This window comes from Paenibacillus sp. MZ04-78.2 (assembly GCF_024213375.1).
Lineage (GTDB): Bacteria > Bacillota > Bacilli > Paenibacillales > NBRC-103111 > Paenibacillus_G.
This window is the reverse complement of sequence record NZ_JANAVJ010000051.1, coordinates 12,222-30,068: the sequence shown is the minus strand read 5'-3', so window position 1 is coordinate 30,068 and position 17,847 is coordinate 12,222. Positions and strand designations below refer to the sequence as shown.

The window sequence follows — 17,847 nt, the reverse complement described above, 5'->3', positions numbered from 1 at the left end:
AAGACAGTTCCTCTTGAACCGCATCAGCGGTTGTTATTATTCATTTTCATTTACTGACATGCGAAATGTGGGTTTAATTCCTCTATTTCCCTTATTTTGAAAACAAAAATCAAGGCCGCAGGAATCGTCATTCCCACGGCCTTCTTTATTTCGACTTGAGCGCCAGCATCTGATAGACCTCCCGGGAATCTCCCTTCAGCCGGACTTGTCCGTTCTGCATCTGCGAGGAGCCGTCGCCGTCCAGAAAAATGCCGTCGACCAGCAATCCCGGCGCAATCGTCTCAAGCGCCGCACGGCGGAATTGCTCGACGGTGCACGGCTTGTCCGACACGAGAAGCCACAGGTTCTGCTGCCGGTCGAATACGGCTCCCGAGCGCAGTCTCGACTCGTCAAACGCCGGCATGTCCTCCTTCTTCGCCTGCTCGATCCAACGCTCCTCCGCCCCGAGAGACATGCTGATCCCGCCTTGCGCCCAGTAGCGGTTCGGATCGGTCATTCGCAGCTCCCCGGCCTCCTGCGCCACCTGGACGGAGAACGACCGCGTCGCTTCGTCCCAGACAAGCGTCCCTTTCGGATAATCGATGTTGTACCAGCCGGAGCCGTAATCGTGGGGTTCGCCCTTCAGCGGCTTGCCGTTGACAACCGCAATGCTGAGCAGGTCGCCGTTCCAGAAGAAGCCTCCGTTAATCCCGTAATCCGGCGTCGCGGTCACGTTGGTCACGATGTGCTTCAGCTCGATATTGTCGGGAGCCGTCCGCATCGCGTGCAGCTTCACTCCATTCGCCGCCGCATACGTGGTGTAGGTATAATGGACGGGAACCGGCTTTTCCCGAGGGGTTGTCCAATAGGCGGACAAAATGACGGCAATTAAATTGCCAAGCAAAAATCCCGCAAGCAAAAGCTGGAGCTGACGTTCGTTTCCGCGGGCCAGACGGTTTCTCAGAACGGCTATCATCGGCGCATCCCCGTTTCATCTGAAATCATAGTCGTAGATTCGTAGTCTTAATCTATGAGATTCAGGGACGGATTATGATTGGCGTTACGGTTTGACGACGCCTTTTTTGAGCACGATGTTCGCATATAGCGCCCCTTCGCCCGTCGCAACGACGGCATACGCTTGTTTGGCGCGCTCATAGAACGCAAACCGCTCCACAAATGTAGGCTCGGCGGCTTCGGGCGCTTGCTTCTTGACAATCGCGCGATATTCGTCCCAGATGACCGGCTTCACGGGATCGCCAGGAACGACAGCCATCAAGGCGACCGAATGCTCCGCATGTGTATCCAATGGAAAAAAAGTCAAGATCGCATCGAGCAACTCGGGTACGCCGTGCCCGTCGCAGCGCACCAGACGCTGCGCATGACTCGCCGCCGGAAAATTGCCGTCGGCCAGCACCAACTCGTCGCCGTGGCCCATTTCCATCATAATTTTGAACAATTCGGGAGAAAGAATCGAAGGAATGCCTTTTAACATGTACGTACCTCCAAGGGAGTAGTCTCGTGCCGCCGTATCGCAGCGTTCAAGCTTATCCTAGGGCAGCAAGCCAGTTTTTGTCAACGGTTACGAGGCCAGCTAGTTGGCATCCCCCGGCCCGATAAGGTACTATGGGTAGAGAATCAACAGGATTCTCTCTCTATATATACATTCGAAAAAGCGGGTGAAGCATTCCAATGGAAGAAGTCGTCATTATCGGGGGCGGCCCGCAGCCGCGTGCGCATTCGTCCCTACCATACGGCTACCAATTTGGCGGTACAGCCGGGGGGAACCTTCGAGCTGACGGTGCAAAACCGTTTTGGCGCAGCTTCTACGATAGCCGCGCGTCATGTCATTGTCGCGACCGGCTACTTCTCGCAGCCGAATATGCTCGGCATCCCGGGAGAGGAATTAAGCAAGGTGGCGCATTATTTCCGCGAAGCTCATCCGTATACCGGCACGAAGGTCGCGATCATCGGCGGAAGCAACTCCGCGATCGATGCCGCAATGGAGCTGCTGCGGGCGGGCGCCGAGGTGACCGTCGTTTACCGGGGCGAAACCTACTCGCCGGTCATTAAGCCGTGGGTTAAGCCGATCTTCGAAAGCATGGTCAACAAGGGCCGCATTCAGATGCTGTTTCAATCCCGGGTCGTCCCCATCGCGGAAACGTCCGTCACCGTATCTCGCGAAGGACGCGAAGAGGAATTCGATAACGACTTCGTCCTGGCGCTGACCGGCTTTCGTCCGGACCGCAGTCTGTTGGCGGGAGCCGGAGCTGTCGTGTCAGAGGCGGACGGGATTCCCCAGTACGATCCGGCGACGATGGAAACGACGGTTCCCGGGCTGTTCGTCGCCGGTGTCATCGCTTCGGGCGCGAACGCCAACGAGGTGTTTATCGAGACCGGCCGTTTGCACGGCGGATTCATTGCTAAGCGGATCGCCTCTTGCAGTGCTACGATTAACTAAAGAAAGGTCGGCCCGGACATCAATGTCAAGGCCGACCTTTTTTCATATGTAACGATTCCATTAAAAAATAAGTTCCTTCTCCCGATGCGTCAACCGCCGTCCCGCAATATCCACCACGAGCTTCCCGTCCGACAGTCCCCAAATGCGCGACCCGAATTTTTCGGCAAGCTCCACCTGATGCAGACTGCAAAACACGAGAAGCTTATGCTTCTGGCAGATGGACTTGAAATCTTGCATGACGAGGCTCGCCGCCTCCGGGTCCAGGCCGGACACCGGCTCGTCCGCGAATATCACCTTGGCTCCCTTGATCAGCGCCTTGCAGATCGCGACGCGCTGCTTCTCCCCGCCGCTCAACTTCTCCACCGGCTCGTGCGCTTTGTCGAGCAGTCCCACTTTATCCAGGTAATCCATCGCTTCCATGTGGTCGTCTTCCGAAACAGAATTCGTCAAAAAGCGCCACCACGATTTTTTGAACAGCAGCGCGCTGAGCACATTTTTCAAAGCCGTCTTTTTCAAATGCAAGCTCGGCTTTTCTTCCAGATAAGCCCATTTCTTGTTCAGTTGGAACTTCTCCCAGGCGCCGACGCCCGAAATATCCTTTCCGTCGTAGATATACTGGCCGTCGTTCCATTTTTCCTTCAGCATCAAGCACCGGAAAAGGGTCGTTTTGCCGCTCCCGCTTGCGCCGAGCAGCGCCACCAGCTCCCCTTCGTCCGCCTGAAAGCTGATGCGGTCGAGCACCCGCTGCCCGGATGGGAACGATTTGCTTAGATTGCGTACGATGATCATCCGTCCGATGTCTCCTTTGTTCGAGCCAAAGCAATAGCAGGCTTGTTGTGTCTTGGTATAAATATAACATGTTCTGCCACATAAAAACCATAAAGGAGCACATCCTATTAGATGCTTATCCCGTAGATCCCGAAGAGGAGGAACAATGCGTGAAGCACCAATTGGTCAAGCTCGTCTCCGAGCAAGCGGGCATAACCGAAGGGCAGGCGGACAAAGCGGTCGAAGCGGTCGTCGGCTATTTCAAAATCCGCCTCCCGGACGAAATGAACGATGAAATCGCCAATCTGGCTATCGGGCACAATAACGACGCCGAAGCTTAGCAGATGCGAAAAAACGGTAAAACTGCCCGCTCTCCGGGGTTTTACCGTTTTTGTTTTCACTGCGGATTCGTTTCCTTCGGGATTTCATTCAAATTCGGAGGGCGGTCCGCCACCTTACCCGCATGCATGACCGCCTCTTCTTCCGTAAATTTGTTCTCCTTGAAATTCGGATTGTTTTTCGTATTCGCCTCGGCGCTGTCCATGTTCGGCTCACCTCCCGTCGACCGTAATATACCGCTTCCCGAAGGGGATTATACAGCCCGACGGTTTCCTTAAAAAAATTTAATAATAGACTCGACAACGATTTACAAATTTTACAACCGGATTGAATTATAATAGACTAATTAAGTGAACTTACTATTTTTACAGCGTTAGGATGGGGTCTGAAAGATGGAAGAAGCGGAATTGAGACGGCATTTGGAGCGAATGCAGATGCAGCTTCGCTTGCTTGTGGAGGAAAAAGGCAGCTTTGTCGATCCCCGGGTAGTAGAGCTCAGCCAAAAAATAGATCGTCTTGTCTTGTCCATCCAACGTCTTCGGATGCAGGAACGGATAAAATAACCGAGGCCGGACGGGCCTCTTTTTTGTGCCCTGCCCTTGCAATATGTTACATGGTATGTTATATTGAAGCCAAGGAAAATCAAGGATTTTTCCGAAAATATACACCCAAGTCCCCTGCTAAATACAGCTTATTGATGCACTCTCAAATCCTAATGAGAAGGAGAGCGATGCACCATGAGTTACGAAGTACGCGAGCCGCAGGAGCAAAAAATTTCCGTTGAACTGACCTTAAACGAGGCTTTGGCACTGACCGGCGTTCGATTCCGGCAAAATCATAAACTGGAAGTCGATGCGATGCAAAAAATTAAAAAAAAGCTCGAAGAGCAAATCATCGACAAGCGCCGCAATCTGCAATAAACGAACCTAAATTTTGAAACGACACCCGAACCCCGTTTCTGCAAGTCCTTGCAGCGGGGTCTTTCTTTGTTTGTTCCGCTTTTTTCGTTATAATAAGGTCATGCTACAGAGAAGTAAAGGAGACTGAATATGAAACAACACATTGCCTCGACCATCGACCTGCATGCCCCGTCGTTTACGGAGATTTCCCGGTTTATCGGCGAGAACCCCGAGCTGGGCCACGAAGAATGGAAGGCGTCGGCGCGCCTGATCGAAGCGTTGAAGGAGCACGGCTTTACCGTACAAGCCCCTTACGCCGGGCTGCCTACGGCGTTTCTGGGGACGTACGCCGCAAGCAAACCAGGACCGACTATCGCCTTCCTGTGCGAGTACGATGCGCTGCCGGAGCTGGGACATGCATGCGGACATCATTTGATCGGCGTCATGGGCCTTGCGGCAGCCGTCGGATTGAAAGCCGTTATCGACCAGCTTGGCGGCACGATTCGGGTGTACGGCACCCCGGCAGAGGAAACGAAAGGCGCGAAGGTCGATATGGCGGCTGCCGGCCTGTTCAACGACGTCGACTTCGCCTTAATGGCCCACCCGTTCTACATGTACGAGAAATCGGGCAGCTCACTGGCTATGGATGCGCTGGAGTTCGAGTTTTTCGGCAAGGCGACTCATGCCGCGGCAAGCCCGCATGAAGGCGTCAACGCGCTGGATGCGGTGCTGCTTCTGTTCCAATCGATCGGCGCACTGAGGCAGCAGCTCCGCAGCCATGCGCGGATTCACGGTATTATCAACGAAGGCGGCAAAGCCCCGAACATTATTCCGGATTACGCGGCTGCGCAGTTTTATATCCGATCCGCCAATCGCCCCTACACGGACGAAACCGTGCAAAAGGTAATCCGCTGCGCGGAAGGCGCCGCACTGCAAACCGGTTGTACAATGAAATGGTCTAATTACGAGTACTCCTATGACGAACTGATTACGAATATTCATTTGTCGGACACGTTTACCCGCAATCTCGCCGGTCTGGGTATCCCGGAAGACGAGATCGGTTACGGCAAGGATCACGGCTCGTTCGATCTTGGAAATGTATCGCGTCATTGCCCGTCGATCCACCCGTACGTCAAAGTCGTTGACGAAAAGCATATGCTGCATACGAAGGAATTCCGCGATCTGGCCATGCAGCCCCGGGCCTTCGAAGGCATGCTGCTCGGCGCCAAAGCGCTGGCGTACACCGCTTACGATGTATTGGCCGACCCTGCCCTGCTGCGGTCGATCCGCGACGAATTCGAACGCAGCGTGAACGCTGACGAATAAACGAAACGCCAAAAAGCCGCGACCCGGTTTCGAACCGGATGTTCGCGGCTTTACTATTTTTATAAGGATAAGGTTAGAGCACCTTGGCCAAAAATTCTTTCGTCCGCGGATGCTGCGGATTCGAAAAGATGTCGTCCGGATTGCCCTGCTCGACGATTTTGCCGCCGTCCATGAAGATGAGACGCTTGCCGACTTCCCGGGCAAAGCCCATCTCATGCGTGACGACGACCATCGTCATACCTTCGGCCGCCAGCTCCTTCATGACGTCCAGCACCTCACCGACCATCTCCGGGTCGAGGGCCGAGGTCGGCTCGTCGAACAGCATGACGGCCGGCGACATGGCGAGCGCTCTAGCAATAGCGATCCGCTGCTTCTGTCCGCCGGACAGCTGCGACGGGTAGCTGGACGCCTTGTCCGCCAGTCCGATGCGCTGCAGAAGCTGCTGCGCGATCTTGTCGGCCTCCGGCTTGCTGACGTTTTTCAGCTTCTGGGGCGCCAGCGTAATGTTCTGCTGGACGGTCATATGCGGGAACAGGTTAAACTGCTGGAACACCATGCCCATCCGCTGCCGCAGCTGATTGATATCGTGCTTGCCGCGCAGCAGCGACATGCCGTCGAATTCGATGTCCCCTCCCGTCGGCTCCTCCAGGAGATTCAAGCAGCGCAGAAATGTGCTTTTGCCCGAGCCGCTCGGTCCGATGACGACGACGACCTCGCCTTTCGCGACCTCGATATCGATTCCGTTCAAGACATGGTTGGAGCCGAACGACTTCTGTAAACCGGTTACTTTAATCAGAGGACTTCATCCTCCTTTCCGCGACGCCGAGCAGCTTGGTCAGCGTGAACGTCATGATGAAGTAGATGATCGCCGCCAGGATGAGCGGCTCAAACGGCTGGAACGTATTGCCCCGCACCGTGTCGGCTTTGTACATCAGCTCGCCGATCCCGATGACGGAGACGATGGACGTTTCCTTGATCACCACAATGAATTCGTTGCCGAGCGCCGGGAGAATGTTGCGCAGCGCCTGCGGCAAAATGATAAAGCGCATCGCCATCGCGTGCGGCATCCCGAGGGAGCGGGCCGCTTCCATTTGTCCCTTGTCAATCGACTGTATGCCCGCGCGGAACGTCTCCGCTACATACGCAGCGCTGTTGATGGACAGCGCGATAATCGCCGCCATCATATCGGGAAACGATGAACCGATTCCCGGCACCTCGGGAAATTGAATGCCCAGCTTCGGCAGCCCGTAATAAAAAATGTACAGCTGCACCAATATTGGCGTCCCGCGGATGAATTCGATATACGAAGCCGCGAACGCTTTAAGCAGCCAAATACGGGACAAGCGCATCAGGGCAATGACCATGCCGAGCAGCACCCCGAAAATGACGGTGAAGATGGACAAGATGAGCGTCATCTTCGCTCCGTCGATAAAAAACATGTAATACTTGGATAAAAATGAAAAATCCATGCATTCCCCCCCTTTCTATCAAATACGCGTTAAAACCGAACAAAAACCCGCCGGAGAATCCCGCTCAGGTTTTTGTCGGAGTGCTGCAAGGAACGGACGATCCCGCCCTCTTGCTTATTGCGTATCGACTTGCTCGTTCGCTTCGGCTACCATTTTGTCGATGGACTTGGCGCTAATCAGGCGGTCCAACGTTTTGTTCATCGCTTCCACGAGCTCAGGGTTGCCTTTTTTCAGGGCAATCGCCGACCCGCTGTCTTGCGTAGCCAGCTTAATGTCTGCAAGCACCAAATCTTTGTTTTTGCTTAGGAAAGCTTGAGCTACCGGCTGCTCGACGACGAGAGCTTCGACTTTCTTGTTTTTCAGCTCCAGCATCAAATCGGCAATTTTGCCAAGTGCCTTTAGCTCGGAGGCTGGCATTTGTTCTTTAATGATTTTTTCTTGAATCGCTCCCTTTTGGCCGGCGACTTTTTTGCCTTTCAGATCGTCGATGGACTTGTATTTATCCTTGTCCTCCGCGCGGACGGTCACACTTTGGATAACCGTGTGATAGGTTTTGGTGAAATCCACTTTTTGTTTGCGTTCTTCCGTCGGCGTCATGCCGGCGATAATGAAGTCGATGTTGCCGGAATCCAGAGCGGCAAGCAGACCGTCGTATTTCATATCTTTGATTTCCAGCGTAACGCCGAGGTCTTTGGCAATCTCTTTGGCGATCTCGATGTCGAAGCCGATGATTTCATCCTTCTTGTTGATTTCCTTGTGGAACTCATACGGCGGATAGTCGGCGCTCGTGCCTAATACGATTTTGCCCGCTTTTTTAATTTGCTCAAACTTGGAGTCCTTGGACGCTGAAGTTGTTGCTGCCTTATCTCCCCCGGTTGCCGGCTTGTCCGCAGTCGTCGCTGCAGGCTTCGTGCCGCATGCGGATACGATGAGCGTAAAGCAGAGGAGCATGAAGATAATGGCTTTGTTTTTAGTCACTGGTCAAATCTCCTTTCTCAATTAACTAATACATTATATAATAGACCTCTCGCTTTTACAATCACGTATACGGTCCGTTGACGAACAACCTTTCCATATGGAACAAAACTACATTCGCGAATAAGCCTGTGCAAGTGGAGGCTGCAACGGCAAAAAGCCGTTGAGTCTTTGCTCAACGGCCGGGGCGCTGCGAAGATGACGATTATCCGACGAGCTTGGGCTTCGTCATAAAATCGAACAGTTGCTTGGTCAAGCCGCCCTTGCCGAATTTCAAGTACGTTCCTTTCGTCCGATCCGGCGGCTGCAGCGAGGCCAGAAAGGCCAGGACGGCCCGGCGGCGCTGGACGATGTCTCGCACGCCGAACCAGTACAGCCACTCGTCGATCGTATTGTAAATGCCCCGATTGAGGCCATAGCGTTCAAAGCAATGCGTTACGAACCGGTGATCGGGAAGCTGAAGCTCGTCAGCCTGATCGAACTGCCCGGATACGGAGGTATGGGTAAGCATTCGCATTCACTCCTTGTTTTTCCTTAAATGGTGATTCATTTTGAAGCGAAAAAAGAAAGAGACCTCCGGCGAACGCGCGGCAATATGCCAGGCAGTTCGGGAGGTCTCCAATGGTTCGGTGGACCCGTCGCATCAAGGGGTGCGCTTATGTTGTTTTTGTTCGGGCAGATGGCGCTGGGATGCCGAATCCGATTCAAAACGTTTGCGTTCCGTACGTTCGATCTGCACGATTCGTCCGTCATGCACGACAATCTGCACCGTACCATATTCGAGTCCGTTGACACTTTGAAGGATGCGTTTCGTCCAGAGTTCATCCACATCGAGCGGCTTAGCCATCCTAATCCCTCCGACATCTAAAGTTTTATATTCCTATGTGTTAAGTTGGTTTTGTATGTTAAAAAAATTCGCTCTCTCATTAAATCGTCCAATCGTACCACTCGCTTTTGCGTTTGTCGATATACAGCAGCCAATCCCTTGTTTTGGTCAATAGCTGCTCTTTGGCCAGACTGCCCGAATACGTATGATCCGCCTGGAAAATAATTTCTTTCTCACACTGCCCCTGGCTGCGCAGCCAGAACAGCTTCTGGTACAGAAAGCAGTAATCGACGGGAATCACGTCATCTGCCGTACCGTGGACGAGCAGGACGTCGCCGTTAAATTTGCGAAGCTGCTCGAACGGCTGGTGCTGCGACAACGATTCGAAGAAGACCGGCTGCAGCGCATAACCAAGATGATCCGCCGAGCCGCATTGAACGGCCGTCTCGTACGTCTTCTTCCCGGTGATGTTCACGATGTCGTTAAACGGATACGCGACGGCCGACCAGAGCACGAGCGATCTCACCCGTTTGTCCCGGGCGGCGGTCAGGATGGCGACGGCTCCGCCGAGGCTGTGTCCGAGCAGCACGACCCGCTGCGGATCGACGCAGTCGATATCGAGCGCGTAATCAAGGACGCTGCGTGTCTGGTCGATTAACGCGTTCAAGCCCCCGGCGCCATAATCGCCCGTGCTCTCGCCGCAGCCGCCGTAGTCGAAACGGAGCACCATATAGCCGTGACGGGCAATTTCCCGCGCCGCCAGGACGAACAAGCGATCGACGCCGATTCGCGTGCCGACGAACCCGTGGCATATGATGATGATCGGATAACGGCCCGACCCGCAGCCCTCTCCACCCTCCTCTTCCGCCAGCGGATAATGGAGGGTGGCCGCCAGCTCGTATGATTCGCTTCGTATCGTAATGTGATGTTCCATCATCGACTCCCCCTTTCTGCGACCTCATTCAATTATTAAATGTGCACCGGCATCGGGTCGGTTTTCAACGTGTTTTCCAACGTGAGATGCTCGTCTTCGTTGAACAGGTACAAGCGGTGAATCAACACGCTCACCCGGTCTCCCGCATGAAGCTGCGGCAGCTCCAAAGAGCGGTAAGCAAACAGCTTCTCGCTGCCAAGCGCCACTTCGATCTGCCAATTCGTTCCGCGGAAGTAGACGTTTTTGACGACGCCCTGCTCGGCTGCGGACGGAAAAGGCAGCTCGCCGGGCAAGCCGACCTCGATAAACTCGGGGCGAATAATCGCTTTTGCGCCTTCGATCGCCCCGGCAGCCGGGAAGCCTTTGAGCGTCGTGGCGTCTCCAATCTGATTCGATTCGCCGATGAAATTCGCCACAAACGGCGTTTCCGGCTGCTTATAAATTTCAATCGGCGTGCCCTGCTGCTCCAGCCGGCCTTGGTTGATGATCATGATCTGATCGGCCACCTCGACGGCTTCTTCCTGATCGTGCGTGACGAAGATGGTGGTAATGCCGACACGGTCGATCATCTCCTTCAGCCAAGTGCGCAGCTCTTTGCGTACCTTGGCGTCGATGGCCGCAAACGGCTCATCCAGCAGCAGCAGCTGCGGCTCGGGCGCGATGGCGCGGGCAAAGGCGACACGCTGCCGCTGTCCGCCGGAAAGCTGGTGCGGCAGCCGCTTCTCAAGCCCTCCCAAGCCGGTCAGCTCGATCAGCTCCTGCACGCGCTGCTTGATCTGGGCCTTGCTGCGCTTCTGAACCGTCAGCCCGAAGGCGATGTTGTCGAACACGCTCATATGGCGGAACAGCGCATAGCTCTGAAACACGAAGCCGATGCCACGCGCTTGCGGCGGAAGCGAATTGACCTTTTGCCCGTGAAAGAGGATGTCGCCCGAATCCGGCTCCTCCAACCCGGCGAGCATGCGAAGGATCGTCGTTTTCCCGCCGCCGCTCGGTCCGAGCAGACCGATCAGCTTCCCTTTTTCAATCTCAAAGCTGACATCCTTGGTCGCCTGAAAGCTGCCGAAGCTTTTCGTCAAATGTTTGGCCACGATATGCATGATCAGGTCTCCCCTTCCCGGCTAAGCTGCTGTTGATGGTGCTTCCACTCGATGACGCTTTTGACGATCAAGGTGATCAACGCAAGCAGGACGAGCAAAGACGCCATGGCAAACGCGCCGGCAAAATTATATTCGTTGTATAAAATCTGAATGTGCAGCGGCATCGTATTGGTCGATCCGCGAATGTGGCCGGAGACGACCGATACCGCGCCGAATTCGCCCATGGCGCGGGCGTTGCACAGGATAACCCCATACAGCAGCCCCCATTTGATGTTAGGCAGCGTGATCTTCCAGAAGATACGCCCCCCCTTGGCGCCTAGCGTTACAGCCGCCTCTTCCTCCAGCGTCCCTTGAGCCTGCATCAGCGGCAGCAGCTCCCGGGCGACGAACGGGAAGGTGACGAATACCGTGGCGAGCACGATGCCCGGCAGCGCGAAAATGACCTTGAGATCGTTCTCCTGCAACCACGGGCCGAACCAGCCTTTCGCGCCGAACAGCAGGACGAAGATCAGGCCCGAGATCACCGGGGACACCGCAAACGGCAGGTCGATGAGCGTGATCAGCAAGTTTTTTCCTTTGAATTGGAATTTCGTGATCGCCCATGCCGCCGCCAGCCCGAACAGCAGGTTCAGCGGCACCGCGATGACGGCGACGAGCAGCGTCAGGCGAATGGCGGCGGCCGCATCGGGCTCGACCAGCGAAGCCGCATACACCTCCCAGCCTTTGCGGAACGCTTCAACGAAGATGCTGACCAAAGGAAGAATGAGTAAAAATCCCAAAAATAACAAAGCGACGGTAATGAGCGCCCATTTCACGATCCGGGGCTCGGTAATGTGACGCGGACGTTCGGTGGCGGCCGAACCCGATTTCACCGCGGTAGCTACGTAACCGGCCATAACCTTCCTCCCCTCCCCGGCTTATGCCGATGTGACATGACGGTTCGCCCGCCATTGCAGCAGATTGATGACTAGCAGCGTCACGAAGGAAATGACCAGCATGACCACAGCGATTGCCGTCGCGCCGGCGTAATCGTACTGCTCCAGCTTCGTCATGATGAGAAGCGGCGCGATTTCGGTCTTCATCGGCATGTTGCCGGAGATGAACACAACCGAACCGTACTCCCCCACCGCCCGGGCAAACGCCAACGTAAAGCCGGTCAGCAGCGCAGGCAGCAGCTCGGGGAACAGGATGCGGACGAACGTCTTCCAGCGGCTCGCGCCGAGGCTCACCGCCGCTTCCTCGACCTCCTTCTCCAACTCTTCCATCACCGGCTGAAGCGTCCGGACGACGAAAGGAATGCCGATGAACGTCAGAGCAAGCATGATGCCGAGCGGCGTAAAGGCGACTTTGATCCCCAACGGCTCCAGCAGCTTGCCGACCCAGCCGTTCTGCGAATAGATGGTCGTGAGGGCAATCCCGGCGACGGCCGTCGGCAGCGCGAAGGGCAAGTCGACGAGCGCGTCGACGATTTTTTTGCCCGGAAACGAGTACCGGACCAGCACCCAAGCGACGATAAAGCCGAAGACCGAATTCACGAGCGCAGCGCCGAACGCCGTGCCGAAGCTGATCTTATAGGAAGCGATGACCCGGGGGTCGGTAATCGTATGCCAGAACGCCTCCCAGCCCATCCCGGAGCTTTTAATGAAGATAGCCGACAAAGGGAACAGAACGATTAAACTTAAGTACAATACAGTAAAACCCATCGATAAACCGAATCCGGGTAAAATACTGCGCTTTTTCCAAGCTTTCGCCATCGTCTATTCTCTCCCTGTCTGTTACGGTTTGTAGATTTGATCGAATACGCCGCCATCGCTAAAATGCGTCTTTTGCGTTTTCGCCCAGCCGCCGAACGGCTCGTCATCGATAGTAAACAGGTTTAATTTGGAGAACTGGTTCTCGTACTTCTTCGCGACCGATTCCAGACGTGGACGGTAATAGTTTTTGGCCGCAATCTCCTGCCCTTCCTCCGAGTACAAATAGTCCAGATACGCCTGCGCCACTTCGCGGCTGCCTTTCTTGTCGACCACTTTGTCGACGACCGCGACCGGAGGCTCGGCAAGCACGCTGATCGAAGGCGTGACGATCTCGAATTTGTCTTTGCCGAACTCGTTGATAGACAGATAGGCTTCATTCTCCCAAGCGATCAGCACATCGCCGATGCCGCGCTGGACGAAGGTCGTGGTCGCATCGCGCGCGCCGGAATCGAGCACCGGCACGTTTTTGAACAGCTGCTGCACGAATTCTTTCGCCTTGGCTTCGTCTTTATTGTTTTTCTGGTAGGCGTAGCCCCAAGCGGCCACATAGTTCCAGCGGGCGCCGCCGGACGTTTTCGGGTTCGGCGTAATGACTTGCACGCCCGGCTTGATCAGATCGTCCCAATCCTTGATGCCCTTCGGGTTGCCTTTCTTCACGAGGAAGACGATGGTTGAAGTATAGGGGGAGCTGTTGTTTTTCAGCTTCTTTTGCCAATCCGCTTGAATTAGTCCCGCTTGTTGAATCGCGTCGATGTCGTAGGCCAGCGCAAGCGTCACCACATCCGCCTCCAGCCCGTCGATGACCGAACGTCCCTGTTTGCCGGAGCCGCCGTGCGACTGCTTGAAGGTGACGTCCTGCCCCTTCGTCTTCTTCCAATAGGCGGTAAAGGCTTTATTATAGCTTTGATACAGCTCGCGCGTCGGATCGTAGGAGACGTTAAGCAGCTCGATCGGCTTTGCCGCAGAAGCCGGAGCGGCCCCGCCCGAATCCGGTTTGGCGCCGCCGCAAGCCGTCAACCCGACTAGCGATATCGTAAGTACGCTGAATATTGACCATTTACCGAACAACCGTAGCACATGATTTGTGTGTGTGCGCATAACCTTTTCTCTCCCCATTTATCAATTCTGCTTATAATTTCCGTTTATCAGATCGGAGGGGCGGGTCAATCGCCCACAGCTCATTATATGGCGTTCCGGTTGTCCGGTGACTAACTAATAATTCCGATAAACTTACTTAGTTATGTCAGTATATTAGCATCGGCCTAGTGTCCTGTCAATCGATTTTTGGGGATTTTTTCACGATTTAGTCATAAAAAAAAGAGGAGCTGATCGCTCCTCGTTCTGTCTTCCGTATGGCAGCCTGGCCTTGTTAATGCTTTTCCGTTCCTGCCTCGCGGGATTCCGCCTGCGCGCAGTCGCAGCAGTAGCCCAAAATTTCAAACCGGTGATTGACGATTTGAAAATCGCACGGCAGGTTATCGATCTGCTTCATCGGACAAAACTCGAAAGGCACCGTTTTCTCGCAGTTCATGCAAATGAGATGATGATGGTGGTGCGACTGGCAGCGAGAGCGGAACTTCAGTCCGTCGTTCAAGTAAATTTGTTCCAGAACACCCATCTCGCTCAGCAGGCGCAGGTTGCGGTACACCGTATCAAAGCTGACGCCGGGATAAGGCTGCTTCATATAATCATAAACGTCCTTGGGGGACAAATAGCCCGTCGATTCGGCGAATAAGGTGGCAAGGCTCTTCCGTTGATCGGTGATACGCCAGCCTTTGGCCGACATGGCCTTCAAAATATCTTGAACGGTCGACTGAACCTCATGCTCGTGATTTCCCATACCTACCTCTTCCCTTTGAATACGCTATCGAATACTCCTAATAATGCCTGAATCCGCAGCGGGAGTCAAGGTTACCGGCCTTCCAGAGCTGCCAGCTCGGCCTTTAGAAAGGAGCGGTCAAAGTGCTCGCCGATAAACACCGCCACGCTAGGCAGCTCTTCCTTCGGCGCTATTTTCACGAAATCCATCTCGCGATAAGCATATTGGAACAAGAACGGACTAACCGTATCGGTGAACCGCAAAATGCCTTTGGCCCGGTAAATTTCCTGCGGGAGCCGTCCGATCAGCGCTTCAAACTGCTCGCTGTCCACCGGCCGTGCAAAATAATGCGTATAGACCATCACATGCTCATGGCTATGATGATGCGCATCGCTTCCGTGTTTATGGTCATGGCCTTCGGCTCCGCAGACTCCGCCCTCCGCATGTTCATGTCCGCAGTGGCAAGCGGAAGCCGCCCGGTGCCGTTCCGCTACGCCGCCTTCGAGGCGGTCGAACAAGGACAGCTCAATCTCGCAGCGCACGGTGGGCAGAATCGGGGCGGCGGGATTCAGCTCCCGGATCAGCGTATCCAGACGCACAAGCTCCGCCGGAGGTACAAGGTCCGTCTTGTTGAGCAAAATGCGCGTCGCGCAGCGGATCTGATCCTGCATGAGCCGGTACGTCTTGCCCTTCGGGCTGTGCGAACGCTCGCTAAGCTGCGCCGCATCGACAACCGCAATGACCGACTTCAGCTCCACCTTCGTCAGGAGCGAAGCATCCGTGACGCCGTCCAGCATCTCGATCGGATTGGCCGCTCCCGTACATTCCACGAACACGACATCCGGCTGGTGCTCCTCGATCAACTGCTTCAGCTCCATGCCCAGTTCGCCGCGAATCGTACAGCAGATGCACCCGCCAAGCATTTCGGTCATCGGCACGTCCTCGTCGACGAGCATCCCGTCCAGATTCACATCGCCCAGCTCGTTCATCAGAACGGCGGGCTTTTTGCCGCTTAGTCTATAATAGTCCAGCGCACGGGTCAGCAGCGTCGTCTTGCCGCTGCCCAAAAATCCGGTCAAAATATGAACCGGAACCGATCGTTCTTCCTTCAAGTCGCTACACCGCTTTCCGTTGAGGTTCGCAAGTCAGGTTGTTGCCTTTCTTTTTTTCAAATTTTACTCCGTCCGCTCGGCCCTGTCAATTAATCGTAATTTTTATCGTTATAATTCTAGACCATACCCCGTTTCTTCAGTAGTCCACTCCTTTTTTTTGAAGATTCATAAGAATGTATGGAGTCCATCGAAAAGGAGGTTGGACCAATGCGTGAAAAATGGAAAAAGCCAGCTTTCATTCTAGGTATTCTTGGCGGGGCGAAGCTTGCCTTGAGCAGCTACGGATACGACATCCCCGATCATCTCATTAACGATATCACCAATGGAGTCAGCGCCATTCTCGTTCTCGTCGGCATTATTGTTGACCATGGCAAACCGAAAGACGTATAATCCCATCCGATCTCTGCGGACTTAACGCCCTCAAACACGAGAGGCGTTTCTTTTTGGGCTAAGCCGGAATGATTCCAATCATGTGAAATAGGAGTTCGTATGGCAGCAATAAAAAACTTTCTGCAAATTTTTTTGCTAACGGGTTCATATACATAATCTGAATGGCTTTAGGGCGCACGCCCCACCCGACTCCAAGCATCCGCGCACTTCTAATTTGAACCCGCGGAGCATAGAGCGTACTATGGAAGTATGGAAGTATGGAAGTGTGGAAGGAAACGTTTCTATAAAAGCAATCGATTAAGCGATTACCGTTTATGAAGGAAAGCGAGGGATACGCATGTCTGTCCGAACCCCGAGTCGGCCTACGATTCAAATCGACCCGACCTTTGCTTATTATCTCGACCGTTCCCCTGAAAGCGTCGCTTCCGAGCTGGAATTGGCCGGATTCCGTACCGTACGCTATTTTGTGACGGATGAAACCCGGGTGAACGGCAGGCTCGTAGCGGCGCTTCGCGAGCGCGGCATGGACGTCTGGGCGATGGTGATCGGCAACGGGACGTTCACGACCGAAAATTTGCCTGCGGATTGGCCGGAGTGGCAAATGACGCTGCTGAAGCCGGTCAACGACGGGTTTACCCGGCTATCCCCTTTCAGCCACCGCTATGTGACATGGAAAAAAGCGGCGGTCGCCCATCTCGTCCGCACGCACCCGTTCACCGGCTTCGAGGTGGCCGAGCCGTATTTTCCCGAATGGAACGGACTGGCGAGCGGCGTGTACGGCGATGTCGGCCCGTATGCCCGGGCGGCGTTCAAGCAGTTCAGCGGCAGCGACATGCCGGAATTTCGTTACTCCTCCTCGCCGCTGTACTACAAAAAGGACCGCGGCCGTTACTTGCTGTGGATCGAGTTTCGGGTCCAGGCGGTGAACGGGTTTCTGAACGAGCTGATCAACGGAGCAGGCGGGGTCCGCGAAACGCGACCCGATATCAAAATCGCGACGTGGTCCCTTGCGGTGGACGCCGGTCAAGATCCTGTCGGAGCGCTTCGTGAATACCAAGGCGTGGATGCGGTTGAAATGATCCGGACGGTCCGCCCGGACGCCCACATTCTCCAGACCCATTGGCCCGACTGGATGCGGATGCATCTGCCATCCGATTACATAAGACATTACCGGCCCTTCGCGGAGAGCATCCGGGCCGTTCATCCGGGCATTCCGCTGGGCATCCAGGCGGATATCGGCTCACTGGCCCGGATGCGACGCAGCCGGACCTGGATTCGGGAGTTCGCGAAATCGGCGGGCGAGCTCGGCTACCGGTTCTGGACGGCCTACGAGTATTCCATCAGCCTGCCAATGTACCGGGAACCGCCGCGGGTGCTGCAGGTCCATCGTCCGGACCGCCAGCTCGTCGTGCTGGAATTCAACAAGCGCGTGGATGCCGAATCCGCCGCAGAGCCTTCGCATTACCGCTGCGTCGTCAGCGGACAGCCACAGGAGCTTGCGATCCGCGTCATTCAAGCAGACGGCAACGTCGTTGTTTTGCAAGCGGATTTTCCCCGAGTGTCGTTCGAGCTGTTCGCAGAAGGAATCCGCGATACTCCCGGGCTGCTGCTTATTCCCAACGAGCGAGGGAACGAGTCGCCCAGAGGCTTTCCGGTACGGGTTACGGGCTGGTATTAAGAGTTGGTCATTTCTCCGGTC

General features: G+C 54.9%; 22 protein-coding genes and 1 pseudogene. 7 read left to right on the top strand and 16 right to left on the bottom strand.

The window, feature by feature from the left end; translation table 11 throughout:
- Positions 1-145: 145 nt before the first annotated feature.
- The gene (locus tag NLX71_RS23570; RefSeq protein ID WP_254366233.1) at positions 146-955 is read right to left on the bottom strand and encodes a hypothetical protein; all 810 of its coding nucleotides are present in this window, start codon (positions 953-955) and stop codon (positions 146-148) included.
- 84 nt (positions 956-1,039) lie between these two features.
- The gene (fucU, locus tag NLX71_RS23565; protein ID WP_254366232.1) at positions 1,040-1,471 is read right to left on the bottom strand and encodes an L-fucose mutarotase; all 432 of its coding nucleotides are present in this window, start codon (positions 1,469-1,471) and stop codon (positions 1,040-1,042) included.
- Positions 1,472-1,693: 222 nt separating this feature from the next.
- Here fucU and NLX71_RS23560 point away from each other — a divergent pair.
- Positions 1,694-2,437 (top strand): annotated as a pseudogene (locus NLX71_RS23560) (NAD(P)-binding domain-containing protein); the annotation flags it as partial.
- Between the two features lie 60 nt (positions 2,438-2,497).
- Here the strand turns inward: NLX71_RS23560 and NLX71_RS23555 are convergent.
- Positions 2,498-3,226 (bottom strand): phosphonate ABC transporter ATP-binding protein, encoded by a 729-nt coding sequence (locus tag NLX71_RS23555; RefSeq protein ID WP_254366231.1) that lies wholly within the window; start codon positions 3,224-3,226, stop codon positions 2,498-2,500.
- 149 nt (positions 3,227-3,375) lie between these two features.
- Between NLX71_RS23555 and NLX71_RS23550 the strand changes: the two genes are divergently transcribed.
- Positions 3,376-3,546, top strand: a complete 171-nt coding sequence (locus NLX71_RS23550; protein WP_254366230.1) for a hypothetical protein — start codon at positions 3,376-3,378, stop codon at positions 3,544-3,546.
- A 56-nt stretch (positions 3,547-3,602) separates the two neighbouring features.
- Here NLX71_RS23550 and NLX71_RS23545 read toward each other — a convergent pair whose 3' ends face one another.
- A complete protein-coding gene (locus NLX71_RS23545; protein WP_254366229.1) occupies positions 3,603-3,749 on the bottom strand; it encodes a hypothetical protein in 147 nt (48 codons plus the stop codon).
- 187 nt (positions 3,750-3,936) lie between these two features.
- Here NLX71_RS23545 and NLX71_RS23540 point away from each other — a divergent pair, with 187 nt between their 5' ends.
- The 3 genes from NLX71_RS23540 to NLX71_RS23530 all read left to right on the top strand — a co-directional run bounded on the left by NLX71_RS23540 (position 3,937) and on the right by NLX71_RS23530 (position 5,769).
- Positions 3,937-4,107: a Spo0E family sporulation regulatory protein-aspartic acid phosphatase gene (locus NLX71_RS23540; protein WP_090673571.1), complete on the top strand. Its 171-nt coding sequence runs from the start codon at positions 3,937-3,939 to the stop codon at positions 4,105-4,107.
- A 174-nt stretch (positions 4,108-4,281) separates the two neighbouring features.
- A complete protein-coding gene (locus NLX71_RS23535) occupies positions 4,282-4,464 on the top strand; it encodes a hypothetical protein (protein WP_254366228.1) in 183 nt (60 codons plus the stop codon).
- A gap of 129 nt (positions 4,465-4,593) precedes the next feature.
- Positions 4,594-5,769 (top strand): M20 family metallopeptidase, encoded by a 1,176-nt coding sequence (locus NLX71_RS23530; RefSeq protein ID WP_254366227.1) that lies wholly within the window; start codon positions 4,594-4,596, stop codon positions 5,767-5,769.
- 73 nt (positions 5,770-5,842) lie between these two features.
- On the opposite strand, the gene NLX71_RS23525 is transcribed toward NLX71_RS23530, so the two are convergent.
- From NLX71_RS23525 to NLX71_RS23470, 12 genes are all read right to left on the bottom strand, one after another.
- Positions 5,843-6,565 carry an amino acid ABC transporter ATP-binding protein gene (locus tag NLX71_RS23525; RefSeq protein ID WP_254366235.1) on the bottom strand — a complete coding sequence of 241 codons (723 nt, stop codon included), beginning with the start codon at positions 6,563-6,565 and terminating at the stop codon, positions 5,843-5,845.
- Positions 6,558-7,238: an amino acid ABC transporter permease gene (locus NLX71_RS23520; protein ID WP_254366226.1), complete on the bottom strand. Its 681-nt coding sequence runs from the start codon at positions 7,236-7,238 to the stop codon at positions 6,558-6,560. Before NLX71_RS23520 ends, NLX71_RS23525 begins: the two co-directional genes overlap by 8 nt.
- Before the next feature lie 114 nt (positions 7,239-7,352).
- Complete coding sequence (locus tag NLX71_RS23515) at positions 7,353-8,216, bottom strand: transporter substrate-binding domain-containing protein (RefSeq protein WP_254366225.1); 864 nt, start codon at positions 8,214-8,216, stop codon at positions 7,353-7,355.
- Positions 8,217-8,418: 202 nt separating this feature from the next.
- Positions 8,419-8,724, bottom strand: a complete 306-nt coding sequence (locus NLX71_RS23510) for an RNA-binding protein (protein WP_254366224.1) — start codon at positions 8,722-8,724, stop codon at positions 8,419-8,421.
- Between the two features lie 132 nt (positions 8,725-8,856).
- The gene (locus tag NLX71_RS23505) at positions 8,857-9,060 is read right to left on the bottom strand and encodes a YezD family protein (protein WP_010495331.1); all 204 of its coding nucleotides are present in this window, start codon (positions 9,058-9,060) and stop codon (positions 8,857-8,859) included.
- 79 nt (positions 9,061-9,139) lie between these two features.
- On the bottom strand, positions 9,140-9,973 hold the full coding sequence (locus NLX71_RS23500) for an alpha/beta hydrolase family protein (protein ID WP_254366234.1): 834 nt from the start codon (positions 9,971-9,973) through the stop codon (positions 9,140-9,142).
- A gap of 35 nt (positions 9,974-10,008) precedes the next feature.
- Positions 10,009-11,073: a sulfate/molybdate ABC transporter ATP-binding protein gene (locus NLX71_RS23495; protein WP_254366223.1), complete on the bottom strand. Its 1,065-nt coding sequence runs from the start codon at positions 11,071-11,073 to the stop codon at positions 10,009-10,011.
- A 2-nt stretch (positions 11,074-11,075) separates the two neighbouring features.
- Positions 11,076-11,969, bottom strand: a complete 894-nt coding sequence (gene cysW, locus NLX71_RS23490; protein ID WP_254366222.1) for a sulfate ABC transporter permease subunit CysW — start codon at positions 11,967-11,969, stop codon at positions 11,076-11,078.
- Positions 11,970-11,990: 21 nt separating this feature from the next.
- Positions 11,991-12,827: a sulfate ABC transporter permease subunit CysT gene (gene cysT / locus NLX71_RS23485; RefSeq protein WP_254366221.1), complete on the bottom strand. Its 837-nt coding sequence runs from the start codon at positions 12,825-12,827 to the stop codon at positions 11,991-11,993.
- Positions 12,828-12,848: 21 nt separating this feature from the next.
- Positions 12,849-13,925, bottom strand: coding sequence for a sulfate ABC transporter substrate-binding protein (locus NLX71_RS23480; RefSeq protein ID WP_254366220.1), 1,077 nt, complete (start codon positions 13,923-13,925; stop codon positions 12,849-12,851).
- A gap of 271 nt (positions 13,926-14,196) precedes the next feature.
- Positions 14,197-14,667 (bottom strand): Fur family transcriptional regulator, encoded by a 471-nt coding sequence (locus tag NLX71_RS23475; protein ID WP_254366219.1) that lies wholly within the window; start codon positions 14,665-14,667, stop codon positions 14,197-14,199.
- Positions 14,668-14,738: 71 nt separating this feature from the next.
- Entirely contained in the window at positions 14,739-15,758 is a 1,020-nt protein-coding gene (locus tag NLX71_RS23470) for a CobW family GTP-binding protein (RefSeq protein ID WP_254366218.1), read from the bottom strand.
- A gap of 207 nt (positions 15,759-15,965) precedes the next feature.
- Here NLX71_RS23470 and NLX71_RS23465 point away from each other — a divergent pair, with 207 nt between their 5' ends.
- Together NLX71_RS23465 and NLX71_RS23460 are read left to right on the top strand one after the other, a co-directional pair.
- Positions 15,966-16,148, top strand: coding sequence for a hypothetical protein (locus NLX71_RS23465; RefSeq protein WP_254366217.1), 183 nt, complete (start codon positions 15,966-15,968; stop codon positions 16,146-16,148).
- A gap of 337 nt (positions 16,149-16,485) precedes the next feature.
- Positions 16,486-17,826 carry an N-acyl-D-glucosamine 2-epimerase gene (locus tag NLX71_RS23460; protein WP_254366216.1) on the top strand — a complete coding sequence of 447 codons (1,341 nt, stop codon included), beginning with the start codon at positions 16,486-16,488 and terminating at the stop codon, positions 17,824-17,826.
- Positions 17,827-17,847 lie beyond the last annotated feature (21 nt).